This window comes from Dechloromonas hortensis, assembly GCF_009469765.1.
Taxonomy (GTDB): domain Bacteria; phylum Pseudomonadota; class Gammaproteobacteria; order Burkholderiales; family Rhodocyclaceae; genus Azonexus; species Azonexus hortensis.
Genome location: NZ_SSSQ01000011.1, coordinates 108,241 through 131,890 on the forward strand (window position 1 = coordinate 108,241; position 23,650 = coordinate 131,890).

At 60.7% G+C, this 23,650-nt stretch carries 26 protein-coding genes; 14 read left to right on the forward strand and 12 right to left on the reverse strand.

What is annotated here, in order from left to right; all coding sequences use genetic code 11:
• Positions 1-32 precede the first annotated feature (32 nt).
• Positions 33-365, reverse strand: coding sequence for an ArsR/SmtB family transcription factor (locus GH663_RS16330; protein WP_153132748.1), 333 nt, complete (start codon positions 363-365; stop codon positions 33-35).
• 192 nt (positions 366-557) lie between these two features.
• Between GH663_RS16330 and GH663_RS16335 the strand changes: the two genes are divergently transcribed.
• From GH663_RS16335 to GH663_RS16350, 4 genes are all read left to right on the forward strand, one after another.
• Positions 558-863, forward strand: a complete 306-nt coding sequence (locus GH663_RS16335) for a c-type cytochrome (RefSeq protein WP_153132749.1) — start codon at positions 558-560, stop codon at positions 861-863.
• A gap of 12 nt (positions 864-875) precedes the next feature.
• The gene (locus GH663_RS16340; RefSeq protein WP_153132750.1) at positions 876-2,153 is read left to right on the forward strand and encodes an FCSD flavin-binding domain-containing protein; all 1,278 of its coding nucleotides are present in this window, start codon (positions 876-878) and stop codon (positions 2,151-2,153) included.
• Positions 2,154-2,554: 401 nt separating this feature from the next.
• On the forward strand, positions 2,555-3,034 hold the full coding sequence (locus GH663_RS16345) for a hypothetical protein (RefSeq protein WP_153132751.1): 480 nt from the start codon (positions 2,555-2,557) through the stop codon (positions 3,032-3,034).
• A gap of 290 nt (positions 3,035-3,324) precedes the next feature.
• Complete coding sequence (locus GH663_RS16350) at positions 3,325-4,074, forward strand: FkbM family methyltransferase (RefSeq protein WP_153132752.1); 750 nt, start codon at positions 3,325-3,327, stop codon at positions 4,072-4,074.
• A 90-nt stretch (positions 4,075-4,164) separates the two neighbouring features.
• Here the strand turns inward: GH663_RS16350 and GH663_RS16355 are convergent, their stop codons facing one another.
• Positions 4,165-4,782, reverse strand: coding sequence for a c-type cytochrome (locus GH663_RS16355; protein WP_153132753.1), 618 nt, complete (start codon positions 4,780-4,782; stop codon positions 4,165-4,167).
• A gap of 156 nt (positions 4,783-4,938) precedes the next feature.
• Between GH663_RS16355 and GH663_RS16360 the strand changes: the two genes are divergently transcribed.
• From GH663_RS16360 to GH663_RS16370, 3 genes are read left to right on the forward strand one after another with little or no spacing between them, the layout of a single operon-like run.
• The gene (locus GH663_RS16360; RefSeq protein ID WP_153132754.1) at positions 4,939-5,949 is read left to right on the forward strand and encodes an MBL fold metallo-hydrolase; all 1,011 of its coding nucleotides are present in this window, start codon (positions 4,939-4,941) and stop codon (positions 5,947-5,949) included.
• 32 nt (positions 5,950-5,981) lie between these two features.
• Positions 5,982-6,293, forward strand: a complete 312-nt coding sequence (locus tag GH663_RS16365) for a cytochrome c (protein ID WP_153132755.1) — start codon at positions 5,982-5,984, stop codon at positions 6,291-6,293.
• A gap of 1 nt (position 6,294) precedes the next feature.
• Positions 6,295-6,780 carry a SoxW family protein gene (locus GH663_RS16370; RefSeq protein ID WP_153132756.1) on the forward strand — a complete coding sequence of 162 codons (486 nt, stop codon included), beginning with the start codon at positions 6,295-6,297 and terminating at the stop codon, positions 6,778-6,780.
• A 167-nt stretch (positions 6,781-6,947) separates the two neighbouring features.
• Here the strand turns inward: GH663_RS16370 and GH663_RS16375 are convergent, their stop codons facing one another.
• Positions 6,948-8,036 carry a hypothetical protein gene (locus tag GH663_RS16375; protein ID WP_153132757.1) on the reverse strand — a complete coding sequence of 363 codons (1,089 nt, stop codon included), beginning with the start codon at positions 8,034-8,036 and terminating at the stop codon, positions 6,948-6,950.
• Positions 8,036-8,611, reverse strand: a complete 576-nt coding sequence (locus GH663_RS16380) for a DUF4337 domain-containing protein (RefSeq protein ID WP_066883005.1) — start codon at positions 8,609-8,611, stop codon at positions 8,036-8,038. The genes GH663_RS16375 and GH663_RS16380 overlap by 1 nt, the downstream gene beginning before the upstream one ends.
• A gap of 162 nt (positions 8,612-8,773) precedes the next feature.
• Between GH663_RS16380 and GH663_RS16385 the strand changes: the two genes are divergently transcribed.
• The 3 genes from GH663_RS16385 to GH663_RS16395 all read left to right on the forward strand — a co-directional run bounded on the left by GH663_RS16385 (position 8,774) and on the right by GH663_RS16395 (position 12,447).
• The gene (locus tag GH663_RS16385; protein ID WP_153132758.1) at positions 8,774-8,977 is read left to right on the forward strand and encodes a (2Fe-2S)-binding protein; all 204 of its coding nucleotides are present in this window, start codon (positions 8,774-8,776) and stop codon (positions 8,975-8,977) included.
• A gap of 103 nt (positions 8,978-9,080) precedes the next feature.
• Positions 9,081-11,216, forward strand: coding sequence for a TonB-dependent siderophore receptor (locus GH663_RS16390; RefSeq protein ID WP_211371182.1), 2,136 nt, complete (start codon positions 9,081-9,083; stop codon positions 11,214-11,216).
• A 7-nt stretch (positions 11,217-11,223) separates the two neighbouring features.
• Positions 11,224-12,447, forward strand: a complete 1,224-nt coding sequence (locus tag GH663_RS16395) for a PepSY-associated TM helix domain-containing protein (protein WP_153132759.1) — start codon at positions 11,224-11,226, stop codon at positions 12,445-12,447.
• A 36-nt stretch (positions 12,448-12,483) separates the two neighbouring features.
• Here GH663_RS16395 and GH663_RS16400 read toward each other — a convergent pair whose 3' ends face one another.
• The 3 genes from GH663_RS16400 to GH663_RS16410 form a co-directional block, all read right to left on the reverse strand.
• Entirely contained in the window at positions 12,484-13,731 is a 1,248-nt protein-coding gene (locus GH663_RS16400; protein WP_153132760.1) for an anaerobic sulfatase maturase, read from the reverse strand.
• 85 nt (positions 13,732-13,816) lie between these two features.
• Positions 13,817-16,237 (reverse strand): arylsulfatase, encoded by a 2,421-nt coding sequence (locus GH663_RS16405; RefSeq protein ID WP_211371183.1) that lies wholly within the window; start codon positions 16,235-16,237, stop codon positions 13,817-13,819.
• Positions 16,238-16,284: 47 nt separating this feature from the next.
• On the reverse strand, positions 16,285-17,115 hold the full coding sequence (locus tag GH663_RS16410) for a hypothetical protein (RefSeq protein WP_153132761.1): 831 nt from the start codon (positions 17,113-17,115) through the stop codon (positions 16,285-16,287).
• Positions 17,116-17,475: 360 nt separating this feature from the next.
• Here GH663_RS16410 and GH663_RS16415 point away from each other — a divergent pair, with 360 nt between their 5' ends.
• The gene (locus tag GH663_RS16415; RefSeq protein WP_153132762.1) at positions 17,476-17,802 is read left to right on the forward strand and encodes a hypothetical protein; all 327 of its coding nucleotides are present in this window, start codon (positions 17,476-17,478) and stop codon (positions 17,800-17,802) included.
• A 17-nt stretch (positions 17,803-17,819) separates the two neighbouring features.
• Here GH663_RS16415 and GH663_RS16420 read toward each other — a convergent pair whose 3' ends face one another.
• From GH663_RS16420 to GH663_RS16430, 3 genes are read right to left on the reverse strand one after another with little or no spacing between them, the layout of a single operon-like run.
• Positions 17,820-19,349, reverse strand: a complete 1,530-nt coding sequence (locus GH663_RS16420; RefSeq protein ID WP_211371184.1) for a cryptochrome/photolyase family protein — start codon at positions 19,347-19,349, stop codon at positions 17,820-17,822.
• Positions 19,346-19,495, reverse strand: a complete 150-nt coding sequence (locus GH663_RS16425) for a DUF2256 domain-containing protein (protein ID WP_153132764.1) — start codon at positions 19,493-19,495, stop codon at positions 19,346-19,348. The genes GH663_RS16420 and GH663_RS16425 overlap by 4 nt, the downstream gene beginning before the upstream one ends.
• A 17-nt stretch (positions 19,496-19,512) precedes the next feature.
• Positions 19,513-20,058 carry a lipocalin family protein gene (locus GH663_RS16430; RefSeq protein ID WP_153132765.1) on the reverse strand — a complete coding sequence of 182 codons (546 nt, stop codon included), beginning with the start codon at positions 20,056-20,058 and terminating at the stop codon, positions 19,513-19,515.
• A 166-nt stretch (positions 20,059-20,224) separates the two neighbouring features.
• Between GH663_RS16430 and GH663_RS16435 the strand changes: the two genes are divergently transcribed.
• From GH663_RS16435 to GH663_RS16445, 3 genes are read left to right on the forward strand one after another with little or no spacing between them, the layout of a single operon-like run.
• Positions 20,225-20,965 carry an SDR family NAD(P)-dependent oxidoreductase gene (locus GH663_RS16435; protein WP_153132766.1) on the forward strand — a complete coding sequence of 247 codons (741 nt, stop codon included), beginning with the start codon at positions 20,225-20,227 and terminating at the stop codon, positions 20,963-20,965.
• Between the two features lie 5 nt (positions 20,966-20,970).
• Complete coding sequence (locus GH663_RS16440) at positions 20,971-21,432, forward strand: DUF3429 domain-containing protein (RefSeq protein WP_246181617.1); 462 nt, start codon at positions 20,971-20,973, stop codon at positions 21,430-21,432.
• 26 nt (positions 21,433-21,458) lie between these two features.
• On the forward strand, positions 21,459-21,788 hold the full coding sequence (locus GH663_RS16445; protein WP_153132767.1) for a hypothetical protein: 330 nt from the start codon (positions 21,459-21,461) through the stop codon (positions 21,786-21,788).
• Positions 21,789-21,820: 32 nt separating this feature from the next.
• Here the strand turns inward: GH663_RS16445 and GH663_RS16450 are convergent, their stop codons facing one another.
• Positions 21,821-23,434 (reverse strand): methyl-accepting chemotaxis protein, encoded by a 1,614-nt coding sequence (locus tag GH663_RS16450; protein ID WP_153132768.1) that lies wholly within the window; start codon positions 23,432-23,434, stop codon positions 21,821-21,823.
• Between the two features lie 90 nt (positions 23,435-23,524).
• A partial coding sequence (locus GH663_RS16455) for a phosphate acyltransferase (RefSeq protein ID WP_153132769.1) occupies positions 23,525-23,650 on the reverse strand: 126 nt, incomplete at its 5' end.

A 23,650-nucleotide genomic window follows, 5' to 3' on the forward strand; every position in this document is an offset into this window, starting at 1 on the left:
GAGATGACTCCCCTCCGTTGTTTGAATTCCAACTACCGCTTCGCCTGGCCGGCAACGCCCATCTGCTCGCCGAGATCGCGGCTGGCCACCGTGATGCTGACCGTCCGGCAGATGTCGACGAAATTGGGATCGACCACGCGATACAGAACCGAGCTGCCCTCCCGCCGCCGGTCAACGACGCCCGCCCGATACAGAATGTTCAGGTGGCGCGAAATGTTGGCTTGCGTCAGGCCGATTTTTTCAACGACTTCATGGACCGGGCGCTCATCGGCGCACAAACAAGAGAGAATGCGCAACCGCGTTGGATCAGCCAGTAATCCGAAGTAATGAGCGACCTGCTCGTAGACCTGCTGTGCCTCGTCCATGTCGTTTTTTTGATTTGAATTAAGAATCAATGTATAACTACGTACTTATATAGTCAACTACTAATATTGTTGCGATGCAGCATGCATTTTGTGACAAAGGCCTATACCCTTCGTCTTGCGCTGATACGCACAAATCACTAAGAATTTCTGGCTATATAGTCCGTATCTACATCATTCAGAGGAGATGTCTTGATGAAAATGCTCACCACCGTCGCCACGGTGTGCCTGCTCGCTGTCGCCAGCGCCGCACATGCCGCCGACCCCAACCTCGCGCGCAACCTGGCCGCCACCTGCGCCAATTGCCACGGCACCAACGGCAATGCCGTCAAGGGTTCCGGCATGGATTCCCTGGCCGGCATGGAAAAGGCCAAGACGCTGCAAAAACTGGCTGATTTCAAGAGCGGCGACAAACCCGCCTCGATCATGCACCAGATCTCCAAGGGCTATACCGACGAGCAACTGGACCTGATCGCCACCTATTTCGCTGCGCAAAAGTAAGGGGAAAACACCATGATGCTGATGAAAAGACGTGATTTCCTCAAAGTCGGTGCGGCAAGCGGTGCCATGGCTGCGCTGTACGGCTGCGCCGGTGGCGGCAAGGCGAGCGGCCACGTGGTCGTTGTCGGCGGTGGCTACGGCGGGGCGACCATCGCCAAATACCTGCGCATGTGGAGCGAAGGCGGTGTCCAGGTAACGCTGATCGAGCGCAACCCGACCTTCATCTCCTGCCCGATTTCCAACCTGGTCATCGGCGGCAGCAAGACCATGGAAGACATCACCGTCAGCTACGACGGCCTGAAGAACAAATGGGGCGTTCGCGTCATCCAGGACGACGTTGCTGCGGTCGACGCTGCAAAAAAGACGATTTCCCTGAAAGCCGGCGGTGCCATGAGCTACGACCGTCTGGTGCTGTCACCGGGCGTCGATTTCATGTGGGACGAAATCCCCGGCCTGAAGAGCGCCGACGCCCAGAGCAAGATCCTGCACGCCTGGAAAGCCGGCCCGCAGACCGTTGCCCTGCGCAAACAGCTGGAGGCGATGAAGGACGGCGGCACCTACGCCATTTCCATCCCGAAAGCCCCCTACCGCTGCCCGCCCGGACCCTACGAGCGCGCCTGCCTGGTTGCCGACTATTTCAAGAAGAACAAGCCGAAATCGAAGGTCGTCATCCTCGACGCCAACGAAGACGTGGTCTCGAAGAAAGGCCTGTTCATGAAGGCCTGGGGCGATCTCTACAAGGGCACGCTGGAATATCGCAACAACGCCGAAGTGAAGGATGTGGACGTCGCCAGCAACACCGCCATCCTCGAATTCGACAAGTTCAAGGCCGACGTGCTGAACGTCATCCCGCCGCACCGCGCCGGTGATATCGCCCACAAGTCGGGCCTCAAGCTGATCAACAACCGCTGGGTGGACATCAACTGGCTGAGCATGGAATCGACCAGCATGCCGGGCATCCACGTCCTCGGCGACGCCATCTTCCCGGCCCCGACCATGCCGAAGTCCGGCCACATGGCCAACCAGCACGGCAAGCTGGCCGCCGCCGCCATTCTCAACCAGCTGGCCGGTCTCGAACCGAGCCCGACCCCGGTGGTGATGAACACTTGCTACAGCTTCGTCGATGCCAAGAACGTCATCCACGTTTCCTCGGTCCACCAGTACGATGCCGCGACCAAGACCGTGCAACCGGTCAAGGGCGCCGGCGGTGTTTCCGCCGCCCGCAACGAACTGGAAGGCAAGGTCGCCATCGGCTGGGCGAAGAACATCTGGGCCGACATGCTGACCTGAGATTCATCGCTCCAAATGAACAAAGGCCGCGCTTGCGGCCTTTGTTCATTCTGCGGCACCAGCCGCCTGCGGCAAGGCGCCCTGAGCGGGCGCACTGCTTATTTCCGCGGGGGGCCAATGCCGCGCGCCGCGAGCCAGAGAATGGCAATCACGACAAGGGCGCCAAGGATGCTGATCAAGCCAATGCTCATGGGGCGATGAATCCTGAAACGGGTAGCGCACCGATTGGCTACCGTATGAACAGCTTAGTGGATACGAAGCCACGCCGCCTTTAGGGTTATCCCGCTTCTCCGGCGCGCGAACCGACCTTAAGCCCCCCTTAAGATTAGCCAACTAAATTACTCAGGTATCGCGAATCTCGCGACAGATTCCGCCTTTCACTCCCGTTCAAGGAACTCATGATGAAAACGAAACTCGCCGTCCTGCTTGCCTCCCTCCTCCTCGGCATCTCTGTTGCCGCCCAGGCCGCCGCCCCTCATGAACATCACGCCCATGGCAGTCCGGAACCACAAAAGCTGCAACTGAACGCTGGCCAGAAATGGGCGACCGACGCCCCACTGCGCCAGGCGATGAGCGAGATCAATCAGGCCATGGCAACAGCCCTGCCCCGCATCCACAAGAATCAGTTTAGCGAGGCCGACTACCAGGCGCTGGCCGGGACGGTCAGCCAGAAAGTGGCCTACGCAGTGGCGAACTGCAAGCTGGAGGCCAAAGCCGACGCCATGCTGCATCTGGTGATTGCCGACCTGCTGGCCGGCGCTGAAGCCATGGAAAGCAAGCAGCCGGAAACCCGTCACGACGGCGCCGTCAGCGTGCTGCACGCGCTGCAGGCCTACGGCAAATATTTCCAGCACCCGGGCTGGAAGACGGCCAGAGGCTGAGTCGGTTCGCAAAAGGAGCCGTCCCTGCAACAAGCTGATTGCATGAAGTTTTTTTTCCTGGCTACCTGGGTGGTTTAACCCAGGCAGCAGGTCAGCTCCACAATATTCGATCGAGTCCTTCCACTTTGCCGATCACATTCGCATAGTCTGAACTACACTGATCAATGGAAGACAATGGCGAGCCACCACCTTTTCAGGCGTAATCCAAAGGGCACAACAAATGGATTTAAAGGGCTCGCCAACAATCAGAGTGAATCAACGCGAACTGCTTATTCTGTGGAGGAGTTTCAATGAACAAGCTACTCAGGAATTCTGCAACAAAGCTCTTTGATCATCTCGGCTATACGGTAATCCCCAACTGGCGCATGGATCATCATTCGCAAGCCGAGTTTCTCAAGACACTTTTCGAGTACTGCGGGATCGATTGCGTCTTCGACGTCGGTGCCAACGAGGGTCAATATGGAAGATTCTTGCGCGAGCAGGTTGGTTACAAGGGGCTGATTGTCTCTTTCGAACCGATTCCCGCCTGCGTGAGCAGCCTGAAGCAGTGCGCCGCCGACGATGAGCGTTGGCTGGTTGAAGAAGTGGCCTTGGGATTGGAGCCGGGGCTGGCCCGCTTCAACGTCATGGCCGGGACACAATTCAGTTCTTTCCTGAAACCAGACAATTCGCATATCCAGATGTTTACCCGGCAGAATCGGCTCGCTCAGGAAATTGAAGTAAAGGTTGGGACACTTGAGGATTACATACCGCGCCTCCTCGAAACCCATAGCTGCTCCTCCCCTTATTTGAAACTGGATACTCAGGGCTACGATTTGAACGTTGCGCGCGGAGCCGGTAATGCGATCACGCGCTTTCGGGCACTGCAGACCGAAGCCTCGGTTACTCCAATTTATGAGGGCATGCCTGGCTTTTCCGATTCATTCCGCGAGTTTCAGAAGATGGGTTTCGAACTGAGCGGTATTTTTCCAAACAACCCGGATCACTTTCCCCGGATGATCGAGTTCGATTGCCACATGATCAACCGTGCCTGCCTGTAGTCGCCCGCGAACTTGATTTGGAGGCGATGCCCGAGATCGCAAAAATGGCCGCAAAATTGCGGCCATTTTCAATAACAGGATCGACCCGCCTCAATCAAGCGTCGCGATGTACTCGGCGACGGCGTGAGTTTCCAGTTCGGACAGTTTGGAAGCGATGGTATGCATCACCGCATTGTCGTTGGTCCGCTCACGCTTGTTGAACTGCTTCAACTGGTCTTCGATGTAACGCGGGTGCTGGCCGGCCAGGCGCGGCAACATCGGTGTGCCGTAGCCCTTGGCGCCGTGGCAGCTGGAACAGGCCGGCAGGCCGGAGAACTGGTTGCCGCGATTGAATACGAACTTGCCGACGGCCAGCAGTTCGGCATCCTTGGCGACACGCGGTTTGGCTGTCTTTTTCTCGAAGAAGCTGCCGAGTGCCTGCATTTCCGGCGGCGTCAACTCTTCGGCCTGCGGCTTCATGGTGTCGCTCTTGCGCTTGCCGGATTTGAAATCGCTCAACTGCTTGGCGATATATTCGGAATGCTGGCCGGCCAGGCGCGGGAAGACGGCACTGGCCGACTCGCCTTCGAGGCCGTGACAGAGAAAGCAGCGACCGGCGACGATTTCTTCGGCCCGAGCCAGATCGGCCTTGGCGTCGGCCAGCAACGGTGCGCTGAAGAGCGCGAACAGTGCGCCGGCACCGAGCAGAACGGTTTTCTTGTACCCCACTTGACCACCCCTTTTTTCAAAAAATATCAATATATTATTAAACAGTAATTCGCTTACACTTGGCTTTCAATTGAACAGGACGAGCGACGCGCCGCAGCAGCGCTTGCTTCGGCGTAGAGCTTGAAGATTACCCCTAAACCGCGCCAGGAGACACCGATGAACCGCCGTCGATTCTTGCAGAGCAGCGCCGCCCTTGCCACCCTGAGCGCCGTCGAGTTTGCGCCGTGGCAAAGCCTCAATGCCTTCGCCAGGGAAGTGGATGAATTCATCCGAGGACCGGCGGTCAAGGATCACCCGCTGCGCCAGGTCTCGAAACATGTCTGGATGATCTTCTCGCCGGACGGTTTTCCGACCCCGGAAAACCAGGGCATGATGTGCAACATCACTTTCGTCGATACCGCCAAGGGCCTCGTCGTCGTCGATTCCGGCGCCTCGGTGCAGATTGGCGAAATGGCCATCCGGCAAGTCAGGAAGGCCTTCAAAAAGCCGGTCATCGCGATCATCAACACGCATTACCACGGCGACCACTGGCTCGGTAACCATGCCTTCGTCGAGGCCTACGGCGACAGCCTGCCGCGCTATTCGCACCCGGGCACGATCAAAGCGGTGCAAGGCGTGCAGGGCAACATGTGGCGGACGCTGATGGAACAATGGACCAACCAGGCGACCCTCGGCACCCGCGTCGTGCCGCCCAACCTGGCGCTGGAAAATGGCGCCGAGCTGAAGTTCGGCGACGTCACGCTACGCGTCCATCACTTCGGCACCGTGCATACGCCGTTCGACCTCTGCGTCGAGATACTTGAAGACAAGCTGATGCTGGTCGGCGACGTCGCCATGGACCGCCGCATCGCCAACATGGACGACGGCTCCTACCTCGGCACGCTGCAGGCCTACGACCGGCTGGAAAAGACCGCCAGCACGATCTGGCTGCCCGGCCACGGCGAGCCGGGGGCGCATGTGCTGCAGTGGAACCGCGAACTGTTCGAAGGCATCTACCGCCCCTGCGAGCAGGCGATCAAGGATGGCCTCGGCCTGGAGGAAGCCAAGGCCTGGGTCCTCAAGGACCCGCGCGTCGCCAGCCGGGCGAAAGAGACCAAGGGTTTCGAGAGCAATATTGGCAAGTATGTCAGCCTGGCCTATCTTGAGGCCGAAGCCGCCGGTTTCTGAACGCCATACCACGCACTCACCAAGGAGCCGCCATGCGCCTGCCCATCATCGCCAGCCTCGCCCTGTTCAGCAGCGCCGCCTGGGCCGAAGCCCCCTGGGGCAAGGTCGACCTGCCAGCCGGGCAGGCCCTGCACGAAAAACACTGCACCAGCTGCCATGTCCGGATGTACGGCGGCGACGGCAGCAAGATGTACACCCGCGACGGGCGCATGCTCTCCAACCAGCTGGAACTGCTGCAACGGGTCGCCGCCTGCAACTCGTCGGTCAATGCCAACCTGTTTCCGGACGAGGAAGCGAATATCGCGGCCTGGTTGAACCAGCGTTATTACCACTTCGACAATTGAAATGCTTCCTTTGAAGGAAAGCCTGGCCGGCCTGGCACTCGCCGCCCTGTTTATGCTCGGCGCGGCTCCAGCCCGGGGCACCGACCTGCCGCCGGCCGCCGATCTGCGCGCCGAGGCCGAACAGGCCCGCCGCCAGGGCGGCCCGCTGATCGTCATCTACAGCCGGCGGGACTGCAAATACTGCGAAACGGTCAAGCGCGACTATCTGCAACCGCTGACCGCCAACCCGCGTTATCGCCAACAGGTGCTGGTCCGCCAGATCAACCAGGACAGCGCGGCGCCGCTCACTGATTTCCGCGGCCAGCCGAGCAGCCACGCCCGCTTTGCGGCGGACGAAAAGATCAAGCTGGTACCGGTCGTCGCCTTTTACGGCCCAAACGGCCGGCGCCTGGCCGAGCCGATTGTCGGGGCACGACTGCCCGATTTCTATCAGGGCTATCTCGAAGAGGCCATCGAGCACTCGATCGGCGTCCTGCAAGCGCGCTAGGAGACGCTGAAATATTCGTCATCCCCGCGCAGGCGGGGATCCAGTTGATTGATTTTTCTGGATTCCCGCCTGCGCGGGAATGACTGGCTTGTTTTTTTTAACCAGACACCGGGTTTACGCCAATTGCTGCGGTCGACCGGGTAAAAATGCCATTTTCCGGCGCCCGCTCAGGGACAACTCGCCGGGTCGCTGGCGTAGGCGTCCAGCCCGAGATCGCGCAGGCGGTCGAGGTAGCAGCCGTAGTGGCCGGCCCAGTCGAACAAGCGGTCGTCGGCGAGCAGGCCGGGCAGATTGGTCAGATCGAGTTCGGCGACCTGCAATTCGTCGCCGCCGGTCGCCTGCAACAGACCTTCAACGAGCAGCATGTCGGACAGCAGGTAGGCGACATAGGCGGCCGGGCTGCCGACGGCGGCGGCGGTTTCTTCCTGCGTCAGGTTGGCGATCCGCTCGATTGCCCGGCTCAGCGCCGCCCGCCGGAAACCGGTCGTCGCGACGCCCTCCCCGGTCAGGCGGGCGACGGCCGGCGCCACACCGCGACTGACCGGACGGCTGATCGCCGTCATCGTCACCGTTTCCGGCAGGGCCGGGGCGACACCGGCCAGTTTTTCCCGGAGCAGGTCGCGAGCGATGGCGAGTTCCTCGCCGGTCAGCGGCTGCAGCGTGCATGGGGCATTTTCCGAATTGCGGATTTCCTGGCACAGGTAGCGCTGGACGACTTTCTGGCCGAGCGGTTCGCCATAGGCGGTGCGCTCGCCGGCCACCTGCAGGCTGCCGCCGCCGATGTCGAGGACATGGCTGGTGGTCAGCTTGTCGCCGAGCAATTGGCGGGCGCCGAGGTAGCCGTAGGCTCCTTCGCGCAATTGCGGCAGGACCAGCAGCGCGACGCCGCTCTCGTCGTGGATGCGGCCCAATGCCGCGGCCAGTCGGCCGGCATCCTGCTGCAGGGCGAGGCGCCAGGCAGAGAAACCACCGGCGGCGCGCCGGCAGTCGTCGGCAAAGCCGGCCTGGGCCGGCAGTTCGCGCAGCGCCTGGATGGTCGGCGCCAGCGTTTCGTCGAGACCGCGCCCGGCCCACAGCGGGCCGAGGTAGTCGATGTCGGCCCGGCGGGTCGCCGGGCTGCTTGAAGCACCGGCCCGGATGCCGGAGGAGCCCATGTCGAAAGCGACCCGGCATTCTGCAAGGGCTGCGGTCGACGCGGCAAAAAGGGCAAAAACCAGCCCGGCGGCAATGGTGTGGCGACGGGCTGCGGACATCATCAGAGGTGCAGATAACCCATGACGCCGACCGCCAAGCCGAGGCCGGTGGCGCCGAACACCGCGCCGAGCAGCCAGCGCTTGCGGGTGAGCAGCGTGATCGCCGACAGTGCGATGGCGATCTGCAGCAGCGTCGTCGCCAACGCCCAGCGTTCATGAACGTGCATTTCGGCCTCGCTCTTCTGGTCGGCCGCTTTCGATTCGGCTTCGAGCTTGTCGGCCTCGGCCTTGATCTCTTCCTTTTCCTTCTTGTAGCGCTCGACCGACTGCTTGAACTTGTCCTGCGCCTCGCCGCTGGTCAGCGTCACCGACAGCTCGGCCAGATTCTGCTTGTTGCTCTTGGCCTGGTAGTAGTTCCACTGGTTGGAAGCCGAGGTCTTCTGGATGGCCGCTTCGTTCTTGTAGAGCAGCGCCGCGTTCTGCGAATGACCGCCCATGTAGCCGAAGATGGCGCCGACCGTGGACAGCACCGCCGTCAGTACCGCCAGGCGGGAGGTGAATTGGTCGCCGCCGTGCTGGGCGACGTGCTCGACTTCATGATCGTGCGGACCGTGTACGTGAAAGCCATGACCGGACATTGTTTTAATTCCTTTATTTCTCTGGGGTTGAAACGAACAGGGCGCATTCTAGCGCTGTCGGCCGGATTTTTCAGGAAGCCCACAAATGCTATTGACAGTCATTCTCATTTCTATACAATGAGATTCATTCGCATTGAACACCCAAATCCAGGGAGATCATTCATGTATGTCTGTGTTTGCCAGGCCGTAACCGACCGCCAGATTCGCGAAGCCGCGCAAGGCGGGGCGCGTACCCTGAAAGACCTGCGCCGCGACCTCGGCGTCACCCGCGACTGCGGACGCTGCGCCTCCTGCGCCCACGAATGCCTGCAGGAAGCGCACGGCGGCCAGGGCAAACCAGGCAAGGTTCTGCGCAAGGCGGCCTGATCCCCGCCGCTTTCCTTCTTTCACCGATTACTAACCAGCCTTAGCCAGCCACCCACGGAATTCCCAGGCAGCCAGCCGACAGCACTACCGGGAGTTCCTGATCTTGTTCCAAGCAGCCCTGCCGACGGCTTTCCGTCGCCGCCCCCTCGTTCTCGTCATCGCCGCGCTCTGCGCCGCTCCCTGCCTGGCCGCCGAAACGCCGGCCGCCGAAGAACAGAGCCTCGCCGCCGTCACCGTCACCGGCAACGCCGACTACGCACCGAGCACCGAAAAGACCGGCCTCTACACCACCCGCAAGAGCGCCTCGGCCACCGGTCTCAACCTGTCGCTGCGCGAAACGCCGCAAACCGTCTCGGTCGTCACACGGACGCAGATGGACGATTTCCGGCTGACCAGCGTCAATGACGTGCTCGCCGCCACCTCCGGCGTCACCGTCGAAAAGGTCGAAACCGACCGCACCTACTACACGGCGCGCGGCTTCGACATCACCAATTTCCAGACCGATGGTATCGGCCAGCCTTTCGCCCACGGCAACGTCAATGGCGACATCGACACCGCCATCTACGACCGGGTCGATGCGGTATACGGTGCCAACGGCCTGATTTCGGCGACCGGCTTTCCGTCGGCGACGATCAATTTCATCCGCAAGCGGCCGACCGCCGATTTTGCCGCCAGCGCCGGGTTGACCGCCGGATCGTGGGACAAGTACCGGCTCGACGGCGACGTTTCCGGCAAGCTGATCGACTCCGGCCATCTCCGCGGCCGCCTCGTCGTCGCCCGCCAGGATGCCGACTCCTATCTCGACCGCTACGGCCACGACAAATCGGTGTTCTACGGCATCGTCGAAGCCGATCTCGGCGAATCCACCCTGCTCACCGTCGGCCACAACCAGCAGCGCAACAAGGCGCACAGCCCGCTTTGGGGTGCCCTGCCGATGCTCTATGCGAACGGCCAGGCGACCAACTACGACCGCTCGACCAGCACCTCGACCGATTGGGCCTACTGGAATACAACGACGAAGAGCAGCTTCGCCGAACTGAGCCACCAGTTCAACGAAGACTGGAGCGCCAAGGCCGTGCTGACGCGCACCGACTACCGCCACGACAGCACGCTGATGTACGTCTACGGCACGCCCAGCCAGAGCACCGGCCTCGGCCTCTACAGCTACCCGTCGCAGTACGCGATGGACAACCGGCAGACGCAGGCCGATGTCGCCGCCACCGGCAAGTTCGCCTTGTTCGGCCGCAAGCACGAGCTGACCTTCGGCGCCAACTGGTCGAAATCGGTGCTCGACGACGTTTCGTACTACGGCCGCGGCATAGGCACCGCCTTGCCGGCGCTGGAAAACTGGACCGGCAACTATGCCATGCCGGCCTTCGATGCCTCGACTGACGGCAGCCACTTCACCTACCGGCAGCAGAGCGCCTACGCCGCCGCCCGCTTCAACCTGAGCGACGATCTCAAATTGATCACCGGCGCCCGTGCCACCAAGGCCGAAAGCGAAGGCACCGCCTACGGCGTCAACCGGCAGAGCGATGCCAGCGACCTGACGCCCTACGCCGGGCTGATCTACGACCTGACGCGCAACCTGTCGCTGTACGGCAGCACCACCGAAATCTTCACGCCGCAATACCAGACCGACGCCACCGGCAACGCCTTGAAACCGGTCGAAGGGCGCAGCCACGAGGTCGGCGTCAAGGGCGAATTCTTCGACAAGAAACTGAACGCCTCGCTCGCCCTGTTCAAGAGCGAACAGCACAATCTCGCCGAATCGGCCGGCTACATCGGCGCCAAGGCTTATTACAAGGGCCTCGATGCCAAATCCAAGGGCTTCCAGATCGACCTGGCCGGCCAGCTGACGTCACGTCTGCAGGCCAGCCTCGGCTACACGCAGATCGCCATCCACGACGACGCCGGCCAGGATGTCCGCAGCTACGCGCCACGCCGCCTGCTGCGCGCCTCGACCACCTACCGCGTGCCGGGCGTCGAGCAACTGAAGGTCGGCGCCAATTTGAGCTGGCAGAGCGATACCTACCGCGACACCAGCTACGGCGAAATCCGCCAGTCGGCCTACACGCTGGTCAACCTGATGGCGCGCTACGACATCGACAAGCAGTGGAGCGTCAGCGCCAACCTGAACAACGTCACCGACGAGAAGTACATCGCCAGCCTGTACTGGGACCAGGCCTATTACGCCGCGCCGCGCAACGCCAGCGTCTCGCTGAACTGGAAGTACTGAGTTCGCCATGCGTCGCCTGCTCGTCACGCTGCACCGCTGGTTCGGCCTCTTCGCCGCGCTCTTCCTGTTCGTTGCCGGGCTGACCGGCGCCGTGATCTCGTGGGACCACGAGCTCGACGAATGGCTGAACCCGCATCTGTTCCAGGCCAGCGCGGCCGGCCCGGCGCTGCCGCCGCTCGAACTGGCGGCCCGCCTCGAAGCGGCCGAACCGCGCCTGCGGGTAAGGTTCATGCCGCTTGAAATCGAGCCGGGGCACAGCCTTGGCCTCTTCGTCGAGCCGCGCCTCGATCCGGCAACGCAACAGCCCTACGAACTCGGCTACAACCAGGTCGCGCTCGACCCGGCGACTGGTGAAGTTCTCGGCAAACGGCAGTGGGGCAAGGTCTCGCTCGAGCGCGAAAACCTGCTCCCCTTCCTCTACAAGCTGCACTACAGCATGCACATCCCGGATGCCTTCAGCCGCCAGCTCGGCACGCTGTTCATGGGCATCGTCGCCATCGTCTGGGTCTTCGACACTCTGCTCGCGCTGTGGATTTCCTTCCCCAGCCTTAAAAGCTGGCGCCAGTCCTTCGCCTTCCGCTGGCAGGCCGGCGGCCACCGGCTAACCTTCGACCTGCACCGCTCGGGCGGCGTCTGGCTCTTCCTGCTGGTGCTGATGCTGGCCGTCACCTCGGTCGCCATGAACCTGAAGGAAGAGGTCATGCGCCCGGTGGTCGGCCTCTTTTCAGCGCTGACCCCCTCGCCCTTCGCCGCCCGGCCGAGTCCGGCGGTGGACGGGCAAAAAACGGCAAAAATGGCGGTCGACCGCGTCATTGCGCTGGCCGAAAGCGAAGCCCGCCAGCGCGGCATCAACGCCCCGGCCGGCGGCGTCTTTCTCGACAGTCTGAGCGGCGTCTATGGCGTCGGCTTCTTCGCGGCCGGCAACAGCCACGGCGACGTCGGCCTCGGCAACCCCTGGCTCTATTTCGATGCCCACACCGGCCAGGCCCTCGGTGCCACACTCCCCGGCACCGGCACGGCCGGCGACATCTTCCTGCAAGCCATGTTCCCGCTCCACTCCGGGCGCATCGCCGGCCTCCCCGGCCGCATCCTGATCTCGCTGTGCGGCCTGGCCATCGCCCTGCTCAGCGTCACCGGCGTGCTGATCTGGGCCCGCAAGCACCGCGCCCGCCGTCTGCAGGCCTTGAAAAACGAGGCGCAACAAACGGCAGCCATGCAATCATCAGCGTGAAGGAATGCTCCCCGGGCGACTGCATGTTGCGTTCGTTCATTGGCCGAGTCGCCGGGCCAGTTCACCGCGATCTGCCGTCACCCGGGCATAGAATTTCTTCAGTCCCGAACACAGGTAGTTCAAGCCTGTTTCCCCATCCGGCGTCTTGATGAAGCGATTCTTCGGACACTCGCCCCAGCACAGCTCCAAGTAGGGGCAAGAGCGGCAATACTGCGGCAAGGTGTCGCTCTTGGCATAGGCAAATTTTTTCTGCTGCTCGGAAAATACCAGATCGCCTTCGTGCACTTGGCGGATGTTGCCCAGCTTGTATTCCGGATAAACGAAGTGGTCGCAACTATAAAGGTCACCGTTGAACTCAACGGCCACTGCCTTGCCGCAGATACGACCGCTGACGCACTTCTGCGGGCCATGACCGAACATCTGCGAAATGACATTCTCGAACTGGTCGACAAAGACCTGCCCATAGTCACGCTTGAACCATTCGTCCCAGACCCGCGTCAGAAAATAGCCCCAGTCCTCCGGTGCCACCGACCAATCGGCCACCACCGAATCCGGACTACCCGGCCCGGCGGCCGGCGAACCCATCGTCGGCAATTTGTCCCAATCCCAGTGCCCCGGCGCAACCGAACGAAAATCACCGGGCTCCAGCCCCGGAATGAACTGGATCACGCGCGGCCGAACCTTGTCGCGCAAGAACCGGTAAACGTCGATTGGTCTGCGCGCATTGCTGCGGTTGACGACACATAAGGCACTAAAAACGACTTGGTAGCGATGCAACAATGCAACCGCTGCCATGACCCGCTCGAAAGTCGGCTTGTTGCCCTTGCTGTAGCGGTAGAGGTCGTGCAACTCAGCCGGCCCATCGATCGACAGGCCGACCAGAAAATTATGCTCGGCCAGGAAGGCACACCATTCGTCATTGAGCAGGATGCCGTTGGTTTGCAGGTCATTCTCGATGCGCTGTCCGGGTTTCCGGTACTTCTCCTGAAGCTCGACGACGCGCCGGAAGAAATCCAGGCCCATCAGGGTCGGTTCGCCGCCCTGCCAGGTAAAGACCACCTCATCGCCGCCCTGCGCTTCGATGTACTGGCGGATGTGCGACTCCAGCAGCGAATCGCTCATTCGCGGCACCTGCGGCTGATTCAGCAGGTCTTCCTTGTGCAGATAGAAGCAGTAGGCGCAATCCAGGTTGCACTGGGCGCCGCTCGGCTTGACCATCGTATGAAAACGATAGAAATCACCGTTAGTCAGCTTTGGAAGTTTGAGTTCGGGCTCTTGGTTCATTGTTAGCTGTATCCGCAGGGGCACCCGACCGCTTGTCAGGAATGCAGGGAGGGAGCTGTTGCCTCCTCCCATTGTGGCAAATGGCTTAGTCTGCCAGCGCCTTCTTCAGCACAGCGTCCTTCTTCGCACCATCCGCCGCCGCTTTTTCGGCGGGCTTGGCCGGAATGACGGTCAAGGTGACCTTGCCGATTTTGCCCGTGAACTTGTGCGGTGCCGGCATACCGTAGTTCTCGGTAACCGGGGTTTCGCCATCCTCGCCGACATCGACCCCTTCGTCAGCCGAGAAAAAGCCGGGCTGCGTCCGCTCGATACGGCCTTGACCGATCATCTGGCCATTGACGAACAGGCTACCCGTACCGCCCTTGCCCGGGCCGCCGCCATCGTAGGCAAATTCGAAACGCAAGATCGATTTGCCGACCGGCAGGGGTTTGCTGGCGGTGATGGTGAAGCGCTGAAGGCCGAGGAAGTTATAGGTGTAGGTCGGCTTGCCGCCCTTCACATAAAGACTCCAACCGCCGAAGCGTCCGGCCTGGGCAATGATGACGCCGTTCGCCCCACCTTTCGGCACGTCGATTTCAGCGTCGATGGTATAGGACAGGTTCTTCAGGTTCAGGAACACATTCTCGGACATACCGGTCATGCCGTCGTAAACCGTCAGGGATTTACGCCCCTGCATGAGGTCGGGACGGCCAACCAGCTCGGGAATCAAGCGTTCAAAAACACGGTCATCCAGCGGGAGAACCGGGTACTTTGTCGCTTCGGCCAGGAAAGTCTGTTGCATTTCCTTGAGCTTGGCCGGATTCGACTTGGCCAGGTCGTTCCGCAGGCTGAAGTCACTCCGCGTATCGTAGAGTTCCCAGGTATCTGCCTCGAGCGTGGCGCGCGGCTTGGGCTCCCAGGGCGCCTTATGCACGGTGCCGGCCAGCCAGCCATCGTTGTAGATGGCCCGGTTGCCGAAGATTTCGAAATATTGCGTCTTGTGGCGATCCGGTGCCTTCGCTTCATTCAGCGAGTAAAGCAGGCTGACGCCTTCAATCGGCGTCTGCGGGATGCCATTCACTTCCTTGGGCTCCGGCAGTCCGGCAGCTTCAAGGATCGTCGGCGCGATATCGATGACATGGTGCCATTGCGAACGGACCTCACCCTTGCCCTGGATGCCCTTCGGCCAATGTACCGCCATGCCGTTGCGCGTACCACCGTAGCTCGAGGCCACCTGCTTGACCCAGGTGAAGGGCGTATTCCCGGCAACAGCCCAGCCGGCGGCGTAATGCCCGTAAGAGTTGGGGCCACCCAGATCATCGTAATGCTTCAGGACATCCTGAACCGACTCCGGCACGCCGTTGAAGTAGGTCATCTCGTTGAACAGGCCGTTGGCGCCGCCTTCGGCGCTGGCGCCGTTGTCGCCAAGCACATAGAAGATCAGCGTATTGTCGAGTTGTCCCAGGTCCTTCAGGGTATCGACAAGTCGGCCGACTTCGCTATCCGTGTATTCAGCAAACGCCGCGAACACTTCCATCTGGCGCGCAAAGAGTTTCTTTTCATCAGCATTGAGCTTGTCCCAATCCTTGATCGCCTCCGGCTTCGGTGCCAGTTTGGTATCGGGCGGAACAACACCAAGGGCAATCTGCTTGGCCAAGGTCTCCTCGCGCAACTTGTCCCATCCCTGATCAAACTTGCCCCGGTATTTGGCGATCCAGTCCTTTGGAACCTGATGGGGGGCGTGGGTTGCGCCCGGCGCGAAGTACATGAAGAAGGGCTTGTCCGGCGTCAGGGATTTTTCCGAGCGGACCCACTTGATGGCCTGGTTGGTCATGTCGGTCATGAAGTGGTAATTCGAATCCTTCGGGATCTCGACCTTGGTCATGCCGTCATAGATTGCCGGCGCCCATTGATTGGTTTCGCCGCCCATGAAGCCGTAGAACTTGTCGAAACCGCTACGGGTTGGCCAACGGTCGGTCGGACCGGAGGGGCTGGTTTCCCAGGCAGCAGTTTCATGATTCTTGCCGAAATGCGCCGTCGAATAACCGTTGTAGCGCAGGGTCATGGCAAGGGGAGCCACGCTATCGGGGCGTTTGCCCGTCGCACCGGGAAAGGCGGTCGCCGTTTCCATGATCGATGAAGTATTGCCCGTATGGTGGTTGCGCCCGGTGAGCAATGCCATCCGACTCGGCGAACTGAGTGCCGTGGTATGAAACTGGTTGTAGCGCAGGCCGTTATCAGCCAGGCGTTCCGCCGTCGGCATCCGAGCCGGGCCGCCAAAGGCGCTGGACTGGCCAAACCCCATGTCATCGATGAGGACGATCAGGACATTCGGTGCCCCGAGCGGTGCCTTGACCTCGAAGGGCTTCGGCGGCGTGGCGTTGCGAACGTCGAGCACCGTGCTCAGCGGAATCTTCGGTTCGTGAATGGGCAACTTGCTACGGTCAACCGCCTGAGCAAAGGCGCCCGTGGCGCAGGCAGTGCCGAGTGCCAGGCAAATCGACTGGTAAATGACTTTATGGTTCACGATATGTTTCTCCTGTACTTGTTAGGAAAAAACGCCCTTCAGCCAGATCAAAACCTGAAATTCGCGCCCAGTGCAAAGCCACCCAGTTCGATCTTTTCCAGGAACTTGTCGTCGTTGCTCTGTTTGTAGGCGAGGTAACGATAGTCCAACCTGATATCTCCCCAGCCGAAGGCGTAGCCGACACCCGTCGCCAGTTGCCAGGTCGAGGTCGAACTGCCGCCGCCGACATCGGCATAGTAGGGAACGAACCAGTTGCTCTGGCCGAGCTTGATCTGGCCCTTAGCGCCGATGATGAAGTTGGTGTTGTCGCCTGATTTGCTGGCGCTGCCCGAGCGGCTGAAGGTCTGGCTGCCACTTGGCGAAGTCACCGTCGTATTGAGGTTCCAGCTACTGGAAACCTTGAGATCCATGTAACGAAGACCGGCGATCACGTCGAGGCTGGCGGCCGGCGTGCTGATCGCGGCATAACCGCCGACCAGGCTCAAGATAGAACCCTTGAAGGAGGACTCCGCACTGCCGCCGATCTGGCTCGTAGACGCATTGACCGGACCGTTGCCCGGGTTGAAGTCCACGCTCTTGACCTTGCTGTCCTGCTTGCCGAGATCGAGGTACATATAGTCGGTGGCTACCAGCCAGCGCCCCTTGCGTGCTTCACCGGCGATCATAAAAGCCATCTGCAGATTGCTCAGAACGTCGCTTTCGTCAGCATTGACATTGGCAGTTGCCGTTCCGCCCGATGGCGGACCGTATTTGACATCAGCCTTGACGCCCGGCAGCCAGACGTAAGGCATGACCGAGAACTGCCAGCCCGCAACTGCCTCCTGGGCGAAGGCAGCGCCAGGCATGACGATGCCAGCAACGACCAGCAGCTCAGCCATGGATTTTTTTACAAGTAGTGCGTTCATCTATTCCCCCTCGTGCAAAAGTGTTGCTCGTCATTGAAGACAACTGCCCCCTCAAGCACTGAAATACGAATGCCGCCAAGTCGCCATCACATAGCGATTTCGATGAATCAATGTGAATACACTGTAGCACCCACCCAACATATGAAGCGCGCAACTTCAGACAAATTTTCACGAATAGACCGTACTTGGCAAGCCGGGAGATATGACATTTACGCCAAGATTTCTGGGTCAGGCGGCCTCCGGTCATTGGTTCGCACTTGCCAGCGTCGCGTAAAGCTACTTGACGAATCGGTTACCATCGATTTGCCGCAACCATCCCAACGAGGAAATCAGATGGACCTACAAAACCGATTCGATGATGAAGAACTTGAGCGAATCATCGAGGAGGCTGCAATTTACATGTGTGCATGCCCGGGGCAAGTCGCCAACCAGATCAGGCAATTGCGGCAAGTCATCCGCTACCAGCGCGACTGCCTGAGTGAAGCAAAGACGCCCAATTTGGTACACCACACCATCGAGAGCAGATCGCGCGAAGCACATGCGCTGATGGAGGACTGCCTTGACCAGGTGCTGGAAATTGAAGGTTGGGATAGGGCGACGCTGAAAATGCCGGAAGGGCTCCGCAAACTGCGCGACGAGCTTATCGAGAACGGCGACTGAGCTGGGGCTCAAGCTCCCTATAGATTTTCGATCCCGGCCCGAACTTGATCGGCCCTGCCCTGCGCGGCGGCCAAGGCGGCCGGGCTGATTTTGCCGAGCTGACGATAGACCATGCCCAGCCTTGGGTTGGCCGCCAGCCGTTCGCTGTTGCGGGCGAAAAAATCCCAGTACAGCGCATTGAATGGGCAAGCCCGCTCGCCGAGGCGTGCCTTTTTGTCGTAATGGCAGCCCTTGCAGTAGTCGCTCATGCGATCGATATAGGCGGCGCTCGACACGTAGGGCTTGGTGGCCAACTGGCCGCCATCGGCGAACTGGCTCATGCCGACGGTGTTGGGTAGCTCGACCCATTCGAAGGCATCGATATAGACGCCGAGATACCAGCCGTGCACCGCTGCCGGATTCAACCCGGCAAGCAGCGCGAAGTTGCCGATCACCATCAGGCGCTGAATGTGGTGAGCGTAAGCGTGTTCCAGCGACTGACCAATGGCGTGCGCCAGGCAACGCATTTTTGTTTCCCCAGTCCAGAACCATGCGGGCAACGGCCGCTGGTGAGCGAAGCAGTTCTGCGCTTCGTAGCCAGGCATGTTGGCCCAATAGACGCCGCGCACGTATTCCCGCCAGCCGAGAATCTGCCGGATGAAACCTTCCGCCGCGGCCAGCGGGACGTGGCCAGACTGATAAGCGACGACCGCCCGGGCGATGACCTCGCGCGGATTGAGCATCTTGGTGTTCAGCGCGAAGGAGAGCAGCGAATGGAAGAGCCGCCAGGCGCGATAGGTCAGCGCATCCTGGAAATCGCCGAAATGCGGCAGGGCTTCGGCTATGAAATCATCAAGCTGCTGCAAGGCTTCGGCCCGGTTCAGCGGCCAGCAAAAGCGCTCAGCACTCGGTTCGCCAAAGCTGGCCACGCCAGCCTGCCGGATGCTTTGCCAGAGCGCGGAATGATCGTGCGCGCTGCGCCAGTCGGCCGGCTCGCGCGGCAGGCCGAGCCAGGGCTTACGGTTGTCGTGATCGAAATTCCATTGGCCGCCGAGCGGCTTGCCGGGGCTAGCCATCAGCACGCCATGACGGATCCGCATCTGGCGGTAAAAATGCTCCATCAGCCATTGCTTGCGCTCGACGAACAACTGCGCGGCCTCGCCACGGGTGCTGTAGAAATGCTCGCTATCGACCATCCGGCCGGGGATGGCGAGCTGCTTGGCGTAGTCGGTCAGCTGCCGGTCGAGCCGCCATTCGTCGGGTGCCTGATACTCGAAGGCGCTGGCCGAATATTGGGCGATCAGCGCATCCAGATTGGCCGGCAGCGCTTGGCGGTTGGCCGGGTCGGCGATCGCCAGGTAATGCACGCGATGGCCCGCTTCGCCGAGCTGCCGGGCGAAGTCGCGCATGGCGGCGAAGATGGCGATGATTTTTTGGGCGTGGTGCAGGACGTAATCGGTTTCCTGGCAGATCTCCATCAGCACATAAACCGTGTCCGCATCGGCTGCCGCGAACCAGCTGTGTTCCGGATTGAGCTGGTCGCCGAGGATCAGGCGCAGCGTGGTCATGATGTTCCCTGGCGATGTCGCCGGCAACGCTCGGAGCAATACTTGACCTCCGCCCAGACCGCCGCCCATTTTTTGCGCCAAATATACGGTCGACCGCAGGCATGGCAGATTTTGCTCGGCAAGTCGGATTTTTTCGGGATACGCATTCAATCAGGCTGCCGAATCAATCCGTCCCCGCCCGTTTTTGCTCGACCCAGATCAGCTTGTCGGTCGCGAAGCCCAGCGCCTTGGCCTGACTGACCAATTGCTCGCGGAGCTCGGCCGGCAGCGTCTTGTCACGGGCGAGAATCCACAAATAATCGCGATCCGGCCCGGCCACCAACGACCAGCGATAGTTCTGCAGATCAAGCGCAATGACGTGATAGCCGCCGTAGAAGGGGCCGAAGAACGACACCTTGAGCGACGCGGTGCTGCGATCGCCGATGAACAGCGCCCGGCCGATCGCCTCCTTCCACGCCTGGCGCTGCGTGTCGTAACCCCGGTTGATGACCTTGACGCTGCCGTCCTCCTGCAACTGGTAGGTGGCATTGACGTCGCTCATGCCCCGCTCGAAAGAATGGTCGAGCCGGGCAATTTCGTACCACTGCCCAAGGTAGCGATTGAGATCGAACGCATTCACCGGACGCACGCCTTCAGGCGGTGCCGTCGAGCAGGCCGCCAGCGTCAGGGCGAAAAACAGGGCGAGGATGACTAAGCGGATCGGCGACATGGGCAAGGCTTTCGCAAGGTATTTCAAAAAACGAACAGAACGAAGCAAATGACAATTTGTCCTAGACAAATATTGATTCGTTTCGCAATAATAAGCCAATTGATCGAAAAATGTGCCAGTCAATATTTTTCGTTCATGACAAAACAAGATCCAGCAAGGAGATGACATGAACAAATTTGCACTGATCACCGGTGCCGCCGGCGGTGTCGGGCGTGCCGTGGCGGCTCGACTTGCCGCCCAGGGCTGGCAACTGATCGTCACCAGCCGCAATGCCGAGCACCTGACGGCAGCTTTCGGCGACCAGCACCTGCAAGTCGCCGCCGACTGCTCGACAGTAGCCGGCGCCCGGCACATTCTGCAGGTAGCCAAAGAGCACCAGATGCTGCCCACCGCACTGGCCCATTGCGTCGGCAATATTCGCCTCGGCGCCATGCACCGGATGAGCGAGGCGGATTTCAACAATTGCCTGAGCGCCAATTTGATCAGCGCCTTTCACACCCTATCGGCCTTTATCGGCGGGTTGCGCGAAGCGCGCAGCCCCGGCGCCGCCGTGTTGGTTTCCTCTGCCGCTGCACGTATCGGCACCCCCAACCATGAAGCCGTCGCCGCTGCCAAGGCCGGGCTGGAAGGGCTGGTTCGTGGCGCCGCCGCAAGCTATGCCGCCAACAGCATCCGCATCAATGCCGTGGCACCCGGCATCATGGAAACGCCTGCTTCAGCCGGCATCATCGCCAGCCCGGCCGCCCGCGAAAGCGCCGCCCGGCAGTACCCGCTACCCGGCATCGGCTCGCCGGACGAACTGGCCGAACTGATGGTCTGGCTGCTGTCCGACTCGGCCGCCCACGTCACCGGGCAGGTCTGGTCGCTCGACGGAGGGTTTTCCAGCATCCGCCCCTTGGTCAAGTAAGGTTCATGATGGCTGACAGAAACACTATTGCCCTGCCCCGAACTGTCGCCTGGCTCGGTTATGGCGGCTTGATCCCATTTGTGACGCTGACACCGGCCAGCCTGCTCGATCACCATCATGGCGCTCGGTGGAGCGACGCGCTCTTCACCTATGGGGCGATCATCCTCACTTTCATCGGCGCACTCCATTGGGGTCTGGCGATGAGCCTACCCGACCTGACCGAACGCCAGCGCTCGGCGTGGTTTACGTGGAGCGTCGTGCCGGCCCTGATCGCCTGGCCGGCCGTTCTTTTCTCGCCACCACTCGCTGCGCCACTGCTGGTTGGCGGCTTCATCGCTCACTACCTGCAAGACCGGCGCCTGGCCCGGCAGGCGAGACTACCGAACTGGTACCTGCCGCTTCGCCTGCGCCTGAGCAGCGTCGCCATCATCTGTCTGCTCGCCGGTATTTTTGCTACCTGTGCTTAACGACGCCCCCCCCCGGAGGTCACATCATGAATCTATTCAATCGTTTGCCCGGTTTCCCCCATCCCCCGGCTAGCAAGGAGCGTATCGTCCTTCGTCAGCTTCCCAAGACGTTTCTGCTTGGCACCCTGCTGCTTGCCGTCCCCTCGTTATTGGCCCGGCTGACCAGCAGCCGTGAAGATGTGCTGGCGGTAACCACCACCGACATTTACGTGATCAGCCTGATCATCCTGCTCTGGACAGTGGTTTTCACAGTCGGCATCGCCGCCTTCATCATCATGATGATGCAAGGCCCGGCCTATGTCGCCGATGCCTATCCGCTACAGGAAGCGGAAACCCTGGAGGCGGTGCCCAAATAGCAGCCGCACGACCCCCTGGATCAGGGCCGTCGCTAAACGACGAAGTGCTCCATCGACTCGGCCAGATCCGAGGCCAAAGTTTCCAAGGCCTTGACCGTGCTGTTGGCCGCCGCGACCGAGCTTGAAACCTCTTCGACCATGCGGGCGATTTTCTCGACGTTTGACGCGACACTTTCGCTGGCCTGGCTCTGTTCCGCTGTGGCATGCGCCACGTCACGGACATTCATCAACGTGGCACTGGCACTGCTGTTGATTTCGTGCAGTGTTTCTGCCGCCTGATTGGCGATCCGCACGCTTTTCGCCACCTGCGGCGTCACTGCCTGCATGCTGACAACTACTGCCGAGGTATCACCCTGAATACCTTTGATCATTTCGGTGATCTGTCCGGTCGCATGGCTGGTCCGCTCGGCCAATTTCCGTACTTCATCGGCCACCACGGCAAACCCGCGTCCCTGCTCGCCAGCCCGAGCTGCTTCAATCGCAGCGTTCAGAGCGAGTAGATTGGTCTGATCGGCAATCTCCTTGATCACCCGGGCAATATCATCGACTTCGCGCGAGCGCTCTTCCAGCCCCTCGATGCGTGATGAGGCTTCGGCCACCTGAGTCACGACATGATCGAGCTCCTCTGCTGCCTGGTGTACCAGCCCGGCGCCAGTGGTTGCCAGTTCCGCAGATTTCTTCGAGCGGATTTCGGTATCGCGGGCATGCTCCGAGATCTCATTGACGCTCACGGCCATTTCCTGCATCGACGCGGCGGTCGCTGCCGTCGCCTCGGAAGAGGTTTGCGCGAACTCAGTAATCTGCTGCATCTGCATCGTCAGCTCACCCGTTGCCACGTTCAGCGTCGCAGCACCGCTCTTGATTCCACCAATCATGCGCTTCAAGCTGCCTTGCATTGCAGAAAGCTCCGCGAGCAGGCTGCCTTTATGGGCACTTTCGATTCTCTGGATCAGACTTCCTGCGGCAATGGCCCGCGTCATCTCCGCAGCATAGCCGGCCTCGCCGCCCAATTGCCGGTAGATGCCCCGAGCCAGAAAAGCAGCCAGACATGCCGTCAGCACGATCGTGACCAGACCAATGGCAAGGATGGAAAGCGTATAGGACCAGAACTTCTCTTCGATATCATCGATAAAGAATCCGGTCCCGATACTCCAGCCCCATGGTTCAAACTGGGTAACACCGTTCAGCTTTGGTGCCATCTCGTTGGCTTTCGCACCGGGCTTTGCCGCGGGAATTTGAACGTAGGCAAACTCGCCCTGCCTGGCCAATTCCGCCCGATAGATTTCGGCGGTTGTCCTGCCATCCGGCAACTTCCCGGGATCAACCTTGCCGACGCGCTCGGGCCTGGGATGAACGACCATCACGTTTTGTTCGTCACGGACAAAAAAGTAGACGTTGCCGTTCTGAAACCCCTTGATTGCTGCTGCAACGGCAGCCTGCGCTTGCTCCCGGGGCAACTTGCCGGCCAATTCTTGTTCATGGACGCGGACTGTTAGCGTCTTGGCCATTTTCAGGAGATTCTCGATCCCTGCCTGACGCTCTGCCATCAGGCTGCTGTGCAGACTGCGCAGCGCCAGGCCTCCCAGAACCAGCAGACCGATAACACTAACGGCGACCACCACGCCCAATCGGACGGAAAGCTTCATATGTGCTCCTGCAATTGCGGCAGTACCCGATTGCGGATTCTGGATTCCCGCCTTTGCGGGAATGATATTTTTGAATAAATGAGCGCTAACTTAGCGACCATCAACCACTGTAAGGGCCGTCATATTGACGATCCGGCGCACGGTGGCGGTCGGGGTCAGGATGTTGACCGGCTTCGCCGCCCCGAGCAGGATCGGCCCGATGGTCAGGTTGTCGCC

What these genes read in the sequence shown, in the direction of transcription:
- GH663_RS16330 (WP_153132748.1), bottom strand. Translation starts at nt 365, where the DNA reads ATGGACGAGGCACAGCAGGTCTACGAGCAGGTCGCTCATTACTTCGGA.
- GH663_RS16335 (WP_153132749.1), top strand. Translation starts at nt 558, where the DNA reads ATGAAAATGCTCACCACCGTCGCCACGGTGTGCCTGCTCGCTGTCGCC.
- GH663_RS16340 (WP_153132750.1), top strand. Translation starts at nt 876, where the DNA reads ATGATGCTGATGAAAAGACGTGATTTCCTCAAAGTCGGTGCGGCAAGC.
- GH663_RS16345 (WP_153132751.1), top strand. Translation starts at nt 2,555, where the DNA reads ATGAAAACGAAACTCGCCGTCCTGCTTGCCTCCCTCCTCCTCGGCATC.
- GH663_RS16350 (WP_153132752.1), top strand. Translation starts at nt 3,325, where the DNA reads ATGAACAAGCTACTCAGGAATTCTGCAACAAAGCTCTTTGATCATCTC.
- GH663_RS16360 (WP_153132754.1), top strand. Translation starts at nt 4,939, where the DNA reads ATGAACCGCCGTCGATTCTTGCAGAGCAGCGCCGCCCTTGCCACCCTG.
- GH663_RS16365 (WP_153132755.1), top strand. Translation starts at nt 5,982, where the DNA reads ATGCGCCTGCCCATCATCGCCAGCCTCGCCCTGTTCAGCAGCGCCGCC.
- GH663_RS16370 (WP_153132756.1), top strand. Translation starts at nt 6,295, where the DNA reads ATGCTTCCTTTGAAGGAAAGCCTGGCCGGCCTGGCACTCGCCGCCCTG.
- GH663_RS16375 (WP_153132757.1), bottom strand. Translation starts at nt 8,036, where the DNA reads ATGATGTCCGCAGCCCGTCGCCACACCATTGCCGCCGGGCTGGTTTTT.
- GH663_RS16380 (WP_066883005.1), bottom strand. Translation starts at nt 8,611, where the DNA reads ATGTCCGGTCATGGCTTTCACGTACACGGTCCGCACGATCATGAAGTC.
- GH663_RS16385 (WP_153132758.1), top strand. Translation starts at nt 8,774, where the DNA reads ATGTATGTCTGTGTTTGCCAGGCCGTAACCGACCGCCAGATTCGCGAA.
- GH663_RS16395 (WP_153132759.1), top strand. Translation starts at nt 11,224, where the DNA reads ATGCGTCGCCTGCTCGTCACGCTGCACCGCTGGTTCGGCCTCTTCGCC.
- GH663_RS16400 (WP_153132760.1), bottom strand. Translation starts at nt 13,731, where the DNA reads ATGAACCAAGAGCCCGAACTCAAACTTCCAAAGCTGACTAACGGTGAT.
- GH663_RS16410 (WP_153132761.1), bottom strand. Translation starts at nt 17,115, where the DNA reads ATGGCTGAGCTGCTGGTCGTTGCTGGCATCGTCATGCCTGGCGCTGCC.
- GH663_RS16415 (WP_153132762.1), top strand. Translation starts at nt 17,476, where the DNA reads ATGGACCTACAAAACCGATTCGATGATGAAGAACTTGAGCGAATCATC.
- GH663_RS16420 (WP_211371184.1), bottom strand. Translation starts at nt 19,349, where the DNA reads ATGACCACGCTGCGCCTGATCCTCGGCGACCAGCTCAATCCGGAACAC.
- GH663_RS16425 (WP_153132764.1), bottom strand. Translation starts at nt 19,495, where the DNA reads ATGCGTATCCCGAAAAAATCCGACTTGCCGAGCAAAATCTGCCATGCC.
- GH663_RS16430 (WP_153132765.1), bottom strand. Translation starts at nt 20,058, where the DNA reads ATGTCGCCGATCCGCTTAGTCATCCTCGCCCTGTTTTTCGCCCTGACG.
- GH663_RS16435 (WP_153132766.1), top strand. Translation starts at nt 20,225, where the DNA reads ATGAACAAATTTGCACTGATCACCGGTGCCGCCGGCGGTGTCGGGCGT.
- GH663_RS16440 (WP_246181617.1), top strand. Translation starts at nt 20,971, where the DNA reads ATGATGGCTGACAGAAACACTATTGCCCTGCCCCGAACTGTCGCCTGG.
- GH663_RS16445 (WP_153132767.1), top strand. Translation starts at nt 21,459, where the DNA reads ATGAATCTATTCAATCGTTTGCCCGGTTTCCCCCATCCCCCGGCTAGC.
- GH663_RS16450 (WP_153132768.1), bottom strand. Translation starts at nt 23,434, where the DNA reads ATGAAGCTTTCCGTCCGATTGGGCGTGGTGGTCGCCGTTAGTGTTATC.